Annotated in this window: 9 protein-coding genes; 6 read left to right on the top strand and 3 right to left on the bottom strand. The window is 58.3% G+C overall.

Features of this window, described 5'->3' with window-relative positions:
* Nucleotides 1-83: 83 nt before the first annotated feature.
* The 3 genes from argF to argB all read right to left on the bottom strand — a co-directional run bounded on the left by argF (nt 84) and on the right by argB (nt 3,251).
* Nucleotides 84-1,019 carry an ornithine carbamoyltransferase gene (gene argF / locus EC9_RS14570; RefSeq protein ID WP_145346369.1) on the bottom strand — a complete coding sequence of 312 codons (936 nt, stop codon included), beginning with the start codon at nt 1,017-1,019 and terminating at the stop codon, nt 84-86.
* Nucleotides 1,020-1,055: 36 nt separating this feature from the next.
* Nucleotides 1,056-2,267, bottom strand: a complete 1,212-nt coding sequence (locus tag EC9_RS14565) for an aspartate aminotransferase family protein (protein ID WP_145346367.1) — start codon at nt 2,265-2,267, stop codon at nt 1,056-1,058.
* 102 nt (nt 2,268-2,369) lie between these two features.
* Nucleotides 2,370-3,251: an acetylglutamate kinase gene (gene argB / locus EC9_RS14560; protein WP_145346365.1), complete on the bottom strand. Its 882-nt coding sequence runs from the start codon at nt 3,249-3,251 to the stop codon at nt 2,370-2,372.
* A 454-nt stretch (nt 3,252-3,705) separates the two neighbouring features.
* Between argB and EC9_RS14555 the strand changes: the two genes are divergently transcribed.
* From EC9_RS14555 to EC9_RS14530, 6 genes are all read left to right on the top strand, one after another.
* Entirely contained in the window at nt 3,706-4,440 is a 735-nt protein-coding gene (locus tag EC9_RS14555; RefSeq protein ID WP_145346362.1) for an SDR family oxidoreductase, read from the top strand.
* Between the two features lie 115 nt (nt 4,441-4,555).
* On the top strand, nt 4,556-5,533 hold the full coding sequence (gene scpB, locus EC9_RS14550) for an SMC-Scp complex subunit ScpB (protein WP_145346360.1): 978 nt from the start codon (nt 4,556-4,558) through the stop codon (nt 5,531-5,533).
* 561 nt (nt 5,534-6,094) lie between these two features.
* The gene (locus tag EC9_RS14545) at nt 6,095-7,249 is read left to right on the top strand and encodes a DUF1559 family PulG-like putative transporter (RefSeq protein WP_218934823.1); all 1,155 of its coding nucleotides are present in this window, start codon (nt 6,095-6,097) and stop codon (nt 7,247-7,249) included.
* Between the two features lie 61 nt (nt 7,250-7,310).
* A complete protein-coding gene (locus tag EC9_RS14540; RefSeq protein WP_145346356.1) occupies nt 7,311-7,772 on the top strand; it encodes a hypothetical protein in 462 nt (153 codons plus the stop codon).
* A 249-nt stretch (nt 7,773-8,021) separates the two neighbouring features.
* A complete protein-coding gene (locus tag EC9_RS14535) occupies nt 8,022-9,260 on the top strand; it encodes a heparan-alpha-glucosaminide N-acetyltransferase domain-containing protein (RefSeq protein WP_145346354.1) in 1,239 nt (412 codons plus the stop codon).
* 57 nt (nt 9,261-9,317) lie between these two features.
* Nucleotides 9,318-10,589, top strand: coding sequence for a heparan-alpha-glucosaminide N-acetyltransferase domain-containing protein (locus tag EC9_RS14530; RefSeq protein WP_145346352.1), 1,272 nt, complete (start codon nt 9,318-9,320; stop codon nt 10,587-10,589).
* Nucleotides 10,590-10,617: the final 28 nt, after the last annotated feature.

Here is a 10,617-nt window from a genome sequence, read left to right as displayed (position 1 = left end):
GGCGATCGAGAGGAGCTCTCGATAAGAAACACGCGACAGGAAAGCGGCCGTTGAATGGCCGCGATTCTTTTATGGCCGCGCGATTACTTGACGTTTTCCGCGATCCAGTTCGGTTCGATCAGCCACACCAACAGCGCCTTTTGAGCGTGCATGCGGTTGCCGGCTTGCTGAACGATCGCACTCTGCGGGCTTTCGATCACGCCTTCGGTGATCTCTTCGCCGCGAACCGCTGGCAGGCAGTGGAGGATTTGGCACTCCTTGGGAGCGGCCGCCTGCAGGGCTTCGTTGACTTGATAGTCTTGGAAGATCTTGACGCGTTCGGCACGTTCGTCCTCCTGTCCCATGCTGGTCCAGACGTCGGTGTAGATCGCGTCGGCATCGGCTACCGCCGGCATCGGGTCGCGAACCTGCTCGATTTGCGCGTCGGGATATTCGCTGCGAATCCGCTCGATCCACGGGGCATCGATCTCATATCCGGCGGGGCAGGCCAAGGTGAAGCGAGCGTCCAGCATCGCGCAGATCAGGGCCAAGCTGCGGGCGACGTTGTTGCCGTCGCCGACAAAGACTATGTGTTTGCCCGAACATGTGCCAAACGTCTCGAGGATCGTCAGCATGTCGGCCAAGGCTTGGCAGGGATGCGACAGGTCGGTCAGGCCGTTGACGACCGGCAACGCGTTGAACTGCGCCAGTTCTTCGACGCGGTCGTGGCCTTTAGCTCGGCAGACGACGACGTCCAGATACTGACCGATCACGCGGGTGAAATCGCTTGCCGATTCCCGGGTCTTCCATCCGACATCCGAACCGAGAAACAGACTCGATCCGCCCAGCTGCGCCATTCCGGCTTCAAAGCTGACGCGAGTCCGCAGGCTCGGTTTTTCGAAAAGCAGACCAAGCACTCGGCCTGGCAAGATCGGCGTTCGGTCGCCTTCGGCCAGTCGCGTTTTCAGTGTCAGCGCGGTCGCCAGGATTTGTTTGACTTCGGCGGGCGAGAGATCAAATAGCGTGCGTAGGTGACGCATCTTCGGATCCTTAAAATCAGATAATCGGACGGATAATTAGGCTTCGATCGATTCGCGACCAACCGCTTGCAATGCTTCGGCGATGATGTCCAGACCACGCTCCGCATCGGAGAGTTCTAGATTCATTGCGGGCAGCAAACGCAAGATGTTACCTTGGGTGCAATTGATCAACAGACCTTGTTTCATGCATTGAGCGACGATCGGTGCGCCTTCGATATCCAGTTCGATACCGATCATCAACCCGGCGACACGCACTTGGCGTACGAATTCAAACTGATCGACCAACGCGTTGGCCTTGTCTTCGATCAATTGACTCAATTGCTTTGCATGATCCAACAGCCCCTCGGCTTCGATCGTTTCGATCGCTGCAATTCCCGCGGCTGCCGCGATCGGATTGCCGCCAAAAGTCGACGCATGCGTGCCTGGTTTCAGGCTGGCAGCGATCTCGGGACGGGCCATCATCGCTCCGCCGGCAATGCCGCCACAGAGCGATTTGGCGAGCGTCATGATATCGGGTTCGACACCAAAATACTTATATCCAAACCACTCGCCGGTCCGGCCGCATCCGGTTTGAACTTCATCAAAAATTAGTACCAGGCCGTGCTCGTCGGCCAGTTCTCGCAGTCCTTGCAGGAAACCGTCGGGCGGAATTTGAACGCCCCCTTCGCCTTGAATCGGTTCGAGCATGATCGCACAGGTTTGATCGCTGACCGCTTCGCGAACCGCTGCCAGATCGCCAAAGGGACAATAGGTGAACCCGGCGACCAACGGGCCCAAGCCCTCGTGATACTTTGGTTGCGCGGTAGCGGTCAGGGCGCCAAGGGTTCGGCCGTGGAAACCGCCGGTGAAGGTGATGATCTTGTAGCGTTCGGCGGGCGTGTGCAGCCGCGCCAGCTTGATCGCCGCTTCATTCGCTTCGGCACCGCTGTTGCAGAAAAACGCTTGGCCGCCAAAGCTCCGCTCGCTCAACAGTTGAGCCCACTGGCCCTGCTGTTGCATGTACCAGGTGTTGGGGACGTGGATCAATTCGGCGACCTGCTTTTGGACCGCTTCGACGATCCGCGGCGGGCAGTGTCCCAAAAGATTGCAGCCCCAGCCCGGGAACAGGTCCAAATACTCTTTGCCTTCGCTGTCCCAGACCTTCGAACCCTCGCCGCGGACCAAATTCACCGGGTAGCGAACGTAGTTGGGGATCACAAATTGATCGAACAATTCCACGGTGTCGGACGACGAAAGGTAATCACTCAAAGGACGATGCTCCACGCTCGGAAATAGGGGAAAGCGATAAAGAGGACAAGGGGACGCGGCGGGTTCGCCAAATTGTCTTGCGACGTTCTAAATCTCGCAACGTTATTGAATCGGCAGCCGTTGCTTGACGATCTCAGTCCCGATGCCGCTGGTCGTATAGATTTCCAGCAACAGGGAGTGTCGCAGTTTGCCATCGACGATGTGAACCTTGCCCACGCCGCGGTCCAACGTCTCCAGACAGGCTTCGACTTTCGGGATCATTCCCGCGTCGATCACGCCCGACGCGATCAGTTCTTTTGCTTCCTCGCTTGTCAGCGAGCGGATCGTCGTGCTGGGATCGTCTTTGTCCATTCGGACGCCGTTGACGTCGCTCAAGAAGATCAACTTCTCGGCTCCCAACGCCTGGGCGACAGCCATCGCGGCGGTGTCGGCGTTGACGTTCAGCGGATTGCCGTCGGGGCCCTCGCACATCGAAGGGATCACGGGGACCTGGTTAGTATAAGAGAGGCTCTCGATCACGTGGCGGTCGACATCGGTGACGTAACCGACGGCGCCGAGGTCGGCTTCGCCTTCGAGTTCGAGTTTTTTGCCTCGCAAAACGCAGGTCGTATCGAAGCTCAGGTTCATCGCCCGACCTCCCATCCGCTCGACTTCCTGCGTGATCATCGTGTTGGTTTCGCCAGCGAGCACCTTGCGGACGATCTGCAGCGTGCCGGGATCGGTCACGCGGCGTCCTTTAATAAAGACCGGCTCGATTCCCTCGGCAGCCAGCGCGCGATTGATCGCCTTGCCGCCGCCGTGCACGATCACGGGGCGCATCCCGACGGTTTCCATAAAGATCACGTCCAGCAGGATGTGATGGAGCGCTTCGGTATCGTCCAGCAAGCTGCCGCCGAGCTTGATGACGGTCGTCTTACCTCGGAATTGACGGATCCAGCCCATCGCTTCGATTAAGGTGTCCGCTTTGGCAATTGCCTGATCCACACTGGCTCCTTCGCGCCGGAACGTTGACGACGCCGACGGGTGGCCATCGTCGCATTCAATTTGGTCGAGGAAAAACGTGTTAATGTACGCCTCCAATGGTTTCTCTGTCAATCCAGAGCACCCTGCGGCCAGTGCTGTGAAGTGTTTATGATCAGGCAAATTAGCCGGCACGCGTTAGCGCGGCGTTGTCCCAGCGAACCGGATGCTAACGCATGCTGGCGGATGCCTCAACTTGCAACCGCTGAATTGCCCCGGACCTCGCGGCGGGGCGACCGCCTGCCGCGGAAACGTTTCGCACTCGATGAGCCCCCGCTGAGCCCGATCGCTGTTGGCGATCGTCGGTATTCGGGATCTTAACAGTCGTTATATTGAAGACGTTATCAACAATGGAAGCTCGCCAGCGGATTCGCTGGGGTTGTGTAAATTCGTACATCGGGAACAGGGATTCGACAGGATGAGTGTTTTGAAGGATAAGGTCGCCGTCGTCGTCGGTGGCGGGACGGGGATCGGCGCGGGGATCGCTCGCGGGTTTGCCGAAGCGGGCTGCCGCGTGGTGATCGCCGGACGTCGGATCGAAACGTTGCAAACATTTGCTGATTCGGTCGCTTCGCCCCACCCGATCGCTGTCCGGTCGGCTGATGTCGCCGATCGCGAGAGCGTCGACTCGCTGTTCGCTTGGGTTGCCGAAACGATCGGCCCTGTCGATATCGTCTGCAACGCGGCGGGAATCAACATCGCGACCCGTTCGATGGCGCAGATGCAGCCAGAGCAATGGGACCAAGTATTGGCGATCAATGCGACCGGCGGGTACAACGTGATGAATGCTGTTCTGCCCGCGATGCGAGCTCGCCGCGATGGCCTGATCATCAACATCTCCAGCATCGCCGGCAAACGCGCGATCCAGCTTGGCGGCATCGCTTATTGTGCCAGCAAGTTCGCCATGACTGCGATGGGAACCGCGGCGTCGAACGAAGTCCGCGACGAAGGTGTGCGGATCACCAACGTCTATCCGGGCGAAGTCAATACGCCGCTGTTGGACAAACGCCCCAATCCGGTCAGCCAAGAGCATCGCGATTCGATCCTGCAGCCAGAGGACTTTGGTGCGCTGATGGTCTCGATCGCCTCGCTGCCGCCGCGAGCTCATGTGCCGGAAATCGTGCTGAAGCCGACAACCCAAGAATGGTTTTAATCCTTTCAACTTTTGAGCTTCTAAGTCGGCACGCCAGCGTGCAAAGTCTGCGCGGCGCGATGTCGCCGCCGACGATCTTCGTTTCAATCTAGCCCCGCGTAAAGTGTGATCAACCATGGATGACGACAACACTGCCGACGAGGAACAAGAAGGTAAAGCCAAGGTCGACGACGAACTCGTCGATGAGCTAGGCGAGTCCGAGGAAGACGAAGCAGAGGTTGAAGCAGAAGACGAAGCAGAAGACGAAGCAGAAGACGAAGCAGAAGACGAAGCAGAAGACGAAGCAGAAGACGAAGCAGAAGACGAAGCAGAAGACGAAGCAGAAGACGAAGCAGAAGACGAAGCAGAAGACGAAGCAGAAGACGAAGCAGAAGACGAAGCAGAAGACGAAGCAGAAGACGATTTTTCGTTGGACGATCTCGGCGCAGCTTATGCCGAGGCGATGGTTGAAGCTGGGCTGATGCCCGAACCGCCGCCTGCGGAAGTGGCCGACACCGAAGCGGTGGAGGAGGCGGCGGCGGCTGAAATCGATCCGATCGACGAACAGCTGATCGAACCGCCGACGCCCGAGGGAATCGTCGAAGCCGCGTTGTTCATCGGGCACCCCGAAAACAAGCCGTTGACCGCCAAAGAACTCGCTCGCGTGATGCGCGATGTGAGTCCCAAGGAGGTCGAATCGATCATCGAATCGCTCAACGCGATCTATCGCGAGGATGGGCACGCGATGCGGATTGACAAGGAACAGGGGGGCTACCGGATGTTATTGTCGCCCGAGGTCGATGCGGTTCGCCGTGTCTTTTACGGCAAAGTGCGCGAGGCGCGGCTGTCGCAGGTGGCTCTGGAGATTCTGGCCTTGGTCGCCTACCAGCCCGGCATCTCGGCTCCCGATCTCTCCAATCAACGCGGCCGCGATTGTGGTCCGCTGTTGAATCAATTGGTCCGGCGACGCTTGTTGGACGTCACGCGAGAGAAAGCCGAAGGAGAGGGCCGCGCGGTCCCCAAATATTATCCGACGCAGCGTTTCTTGAACTTATTCGGATTGGGCAGTCTCGAGGATCTGCCGCAGGTCGACGAAGATGTGCTGCCGATGTAAGGCGGCAGTGTTGGGCTGCGCTCGAAGCGTCGTCGAATCGACACCGGACGCCGCTGAAATCGTCAGCGGATTGGGTAGATGAGATGAAGATTGTCTGCTTGGGGAAATTTTTTTTGCCCACCGGTGCTCTCCGTCGGCCGCGCGATGTTGGGCGGCAGCTGGAGAGCGGCGCTGTCTGATTACCGCCTCTGGTCGCGGTACCGTGTGAACGGCTTGAAGGCTGTCGATCGTGGTGGCTCTCCCGCGATTTGCTGGATTTCTAGCAAATGCCCGTCCCCTCCTTTGGTGTGTCGCTGTGGCGGTTCCTGTTGATTGAGATGTTGGGTTGTGCGCGGTTCTTCTGACTGCAGACTGTCGCCGTCGGAGGATGGCAGCATTACTTCGGGGCATCGCTTTGCGCAGAATTAAAACTTCTGCGGAGAGAAATCTCTTGACTGTAGAGTGTAATCGAATCTAATCAGCGTTGAGATGTCTAACACGTCGCGCTGAGCGCCGCGTCGACATTCAATGCAAGCGCTCGCTTCGCAACTTTTCTTAAATCTATCGATTCGGAGTCATGACATGTCTTGTGTCCAAGGTCCGCGTTTTCGAAAGACAGGCTTCACGCTTGTCGAGTTGTTGGTCGTTATTGCGATCATCGGCATTCTTGTTGGCTTGTTATTGCCAGCGGTTCAAGCGGCTCGCGAAGCCGCCCGTCGGATGCAGTGCACCAACAACATGAAGCAGTTTGGGATCGCGATGCACACGTTCCACGATGTTTACAGGGCGTTCCCTATGGGCGATGTGCCGCGGGCGGCCAGCGATGGTTACATGTACGTGCAAACCCATGCGACGATCGCATTGCTGCCGTTCATGGAACAGACGGCGTTGCAAGACGCACCTGGTGTCAACGGAGACTGGTACGACGCGGCCGCCAGTTCGGACATCGAAACGGTGGTGCTGGAGACGGCGATCTGTCCTTCGGCGACGAACGGGCCGACTAACCCGGTCGCTCAATGGGGACCGGCGGGGGATGAAATCCATTCTCCCAGTATCGGTGTGCCTGAGTTTGGGGCGATGCACTACGCTTTCTGCAAAGGGATCAACGATGCATGGGCTGTCGATTGGGACCGCGCTGACCAACAGGCATCTGGGTTCATCCTCGCTGCCGATGGTCGTCGTCAACGAGGATCGAAGAAGGGCTATTTGAACGGCCCGATTCCGGCTTCGGAAAAAGGGATGTTCAATCGCGCGACGAAGGTCCGGATTGCGGAGGTGACCGATGGGACAAGCAACACGTTTGCGATGGGCGAAGCAGCTGGGGGATCGGCCTGGCCGCTGTGCCGCGGGGTGAACTGCACCAATCCAGACTTTGGTGGTCAGCGGTTCGAAGCCAACTTTGGCTGGTTGGTTGGCCAGCCTGGAGACGAGGATCTGCCGAGCGTGCTGGGAACCAACGCCTTTGGTTGCACGATGGAACGCTTGAACAAATGGCCCGTCACCGACAGCTACATGGCGCTAGATTCAGGAGGCGACCGTAGCGACCAGCAACGCGATACCACCAGCAGTGCCAACGGCGGGCTCAACAGCACGTCGAACTTCCGCAGCCAACATCCGGGCGGCGGGATGTTCCTGTTGGCCGACGGGGCGGTCCGTTTCGTCAGCGAGACGATCGACATGACCCTGTATCGCGGCAGCTCGACGATCGGTGGGGGCGAAGCCCTCACCGGTCTCTAAGCCACGTTCCATCACGTTTTGTGATTTCTGCGCACGACACCGCCCGCTTGGAAGGCTTGCGGTGTCGTGTCGAGGAAGCGTTGTTGTCTGCTTCCTGAAGATCAAATTCAACCCGCCGCGGGCTTTCGGACGCATCGCCGTCCATGCGATCCGCGGCATTCCATTTGAGGGTACTCGAGATATGATGCGCGTTGTCGTTTGGGTCGCTCTGGCGATTGGAAGTCTTGGAATTATGGGGTGTGGTGGCGATCCGGAGCCGACGGCGACCGAACCGCAAGCGCCGGGGCAGATGGCAAAATCTGACGATCAGAAGAAGGAGTATCTGATCGAGATGCTTCACCGCAAGAACAGCCTCAAGAAGAACGCTCAAGCGGCACGCGAGTTGGGGCGGATGGGGGCATTTGCGAAGGGAGCGATTCCTGAGTTGCAAAAGGCGATCGAGGAAACTTCGGACGAGAAAGTTCGAAGCGACGCCAAATCGGCGATCCAAGCGATTGAAACCGCCACCGCCGCCACGCAATAATTATCTTCGCAGTAAAAAGTGGTCCCGCGCACCGTGGTCCCGCGACTCCGCTCGCGGGCCGCTGCATTACGTCAAATCTCCCCAGCTCCGCTCGCGGGCCCCATTACTACACCGCCCACTCCTCCCAAACTCCGCTCTCGAGCTCACAAAAAAACACCTACAAACCATCCGCACCATCGCGCGCACCGGGGCCTGCCACAGGCAACGCTCCGGCAAACGCTAAATCCCTCAACGGGCGAACTCCAGAAAATGACGGCAGCCATCGAAAACCCATCCGCTGCCGTCGATCGATCCGACAGTCGCAAGCGAATCGTGTCATTGGATCAATTCCGCGGTTATACCGTTGTCGGAATGTTGTTAGTCAATTTCCTGGCCAGCTTTTCCGTCTCGCCAGCGGTGTTGAAGCACCATCACGATTACTGCAGTTATGCCGACACGATCATGCCGCAGTTTTTGTTTGCGGTTGGGTTTGCCTTTCGATTGACGTTTGGTCGACGAGTGCAGCGCGATGGCGCCGCGGCGGCCAACTGGCGGATGGTGCGGCGTCTGTTGGGACTGATGCTTGTCTCGATCGTGATCTACAACGTCTCCCCTCCTGCAAGCACCTGGGAAGAGTTGGTTGCGTTGGGGCCGGCGGGGATCCTGCCGGAACTGCTGAAGCGGAACTGGTTTCAAACGCTGATGCACATCGCGGTGACTTCGTTGTGGATCCTGCCGGTGATCGCCGCCACCGCGCGGGTTCGTTGTTTGTGGATGGTAGGAAGTGCGATCGCGCATGTGCTGCTGTCGTATTGGTTCAACTACGCATGGGTGAACACCAGCCCCAACGGAATCGATGGCGGGCCGTTGGGCTTCTTGACTTGGTCGGTTCCAACATTGATGGGCACATTGGTTTGCGACGCTGTGATTGCGGGGGCCGGCCGCGCGCCGCTGCTGCGTCTGGCCGGCTGGGGCTGCGGTTTGATTCTGCTTGGTTACGCGATGTCGTGTGGGACGCGAATGTACGACGTGACGCCAGCGCTGCCGATCTCGGTCAGCGATTCAAAGCTGGCGGACGATCCGGTGCTGCCAACCGCCGCACAGTTTCACCGTTGGTGGGACGCGAAATCGTGGAGCGACCGGCTAGCCGAGCCGCCGTTTGTGGCGCCGCCCGACCAGTCGCATCGCAAATGGAACTACTGGATGATGAGCCAACGCGGCGGGACGCTGTCGTACGTCACGTTCTGCGCTGGGGTTTCGGTGCTGGTCTATCTGCTGTTCTACATCGCGTGCGATCTGTTAACGCTGCGTTGGTCGTTCTTCCAGACGTTTGGAACCAATGCGTTGGCGGCGTACGTGTTGCACGAAATGGTCGGGATGGCGGTCAAGCCGTTCATTCCCAAAGACTCACCCGGCTGGTATGTCGCATCGGGACTGTTGCTGTTTTTTCTGATCACGTGGACGTTTGTCCGCAGTTTGGAGAAGCAGAAGATCTTCTTGCGGCTGTAGCTTTTACGGATTCGCGTTTGCCTTGCTTTTTTTCTCTTTTCTCGTCAGGTGCATTCGATGTCTTCAGCCGCGGTAGATCCGGTGGCGACCGAGGCTCGGTCGTCTCGCGTTGTTTCGATGGACCAGTTTCGTGGCTATGCCGTTGCGGGAATGTTTGTCGTCAATTTTTTGGGCGGACTGTCGATCACGCACCAAGTGCTCAAGCACAATAACACGCACTTCAGCTGGGCCGATTCGATCATGCCCGGTTTCCTGTTCGCCTGCGGTTTTTCCTATCGGCTGTCGGTGATCAAGAAGGTTGCGAAAGCGGGCCGCCGGGCAACGTGGATCGGCATGCTGCGTCGTTCGCTCGGATTGGTGCTATTGTCGTTGGTGCTGTACGGATTGGGCAGCAGTTTCAAAACGTGGGCAGGCGTCGATTCGGCGGGGGTGCATAAGTTTATCGCCGAACTGATCAAAGCGGATTTGTGGGAGGTGTTGGCGATCATCGGCGTCACGCAACTGCTGCTGGTACCGGTGATCGAGTGCTCGCCGCGGGTGCGTTTGGCGATCGCGATCGGTCTGTCGATCCTGCACATTGCGCTGTCGGGATGGTTCAATTATTGGTTCGTCTACGGACAACCGAACTGGTTCGACGATTGGCTGGGAACGACCGGCCGCCGCGCGTGGGACGGCGGTTGCTTTGGATTGATCAGTTGGAGCGTGGTGATGCTGGCCGGTTCGTTGGTCTATGACCTCATGTCGAGTCAATCGATTCGCCGCGCCGTCGGCGTGCTGCTTGTCAGCGGAGCCGTCTTGATGGGGCTGGGCTATGCCGCTTCTTGCCTGACGACGCTTTATGATGTCCGCGAAACCAATGCGGTTCCGGTGGTTAGCGACAAAGACGAAAGGTTTGCCGCGTCGCCGGTCGTCCCGCCGTGGGCGAACCTGGAAGGACGATCGTGGGGATCGCTATTGGCGGAAGCTCCGTTTATGGAGCCGCCGGGAACCGAGCAGCGAAAACTGAACTACTGGATGATGGACAAGCGAGTTGTCACGCAAAGCTTCATCTGGTTTTCAATCGGAATGACCTGTGTGGTCTACGCGTTTTTTGTGCTCGCCTGCGATCTAGGATCGCTGCGCGTGCGGCTGTTTGCGCTGTTTGGCCAGAACGCTTTGATCGCCTACGTGATCCATCATCCCGTCGCCGAGATGGTTTTGCAGGTCGTTCCCAAGGACTCGCCGCTGTGGTGGGCGGCGACCGGAATGCTGATCTATTTCTTGATCACTTGGTTGCTGGTCTCGGCATTCGCCAATGCGTTTACGCCGGCGAGGCCAGTAAAGTCTTAACGATTCGGCCGGCAGTAGGATTGGTTTC

The sequence above is a fragment of the Rosistilla ulvae genome (assembly GCF_007741475.1).
Classification (GTDB): domain Bacteria; phylum Planctomycetota; class Planctomycetia; order Pirellulales; family Pirellulaceae; genus Rosistilla; species Rosistilla ulvae.
This window is presented reverse-complemented; position numbering and strand designations above follow the sequence as displayed.

Excerpts from the sequence above, each read along its gene's own strand:
- EC9_RS14535 (WP_145346354.1), top strand. The coding sequence starts at position 8,022 with ATGACGGCAGCCATCGAAAACCCATCCGCTGCCGTCGATCGATCCGAC.
- scpB (WP_145346360.1), top strand. The coding sequence starts at position 4,556 with ATGGATGACGACAACACTGCCGACGAGGAACAAGAAGGTAAAGCCAAG.
- EC9_RS14555 (WP_145346362.1), top strand. The coding sequence starts at position 3,706 with ATGAGTGTTTTGAAGGATAAGGTCGCCGTCGTCGTCGGTGGCGGGACG.
- EC9_RS14545 (WP_218934823.1), top strand. The coding sequence starts at position 6,095 with ATGTCTTGTGTCCAAGGTCCGCGTTTTCGAAAGACAGGCTTCACGCTT.
- EC9_RS14530 (WP_145346352.1), top strand. The coding sequence starts at position 9,318 with ATGTCTTCAGCCGCGGTAGATCCGGTGGCGACCGAGGCTCGGTCGTCT.
- argF (WP_145346369.1), bottom strand. The coding sequence starts at position 1,019 with ATGCGTCACCTACGCACGCTATTTGATCTCTCGCCCGCCGAAGTCAAA.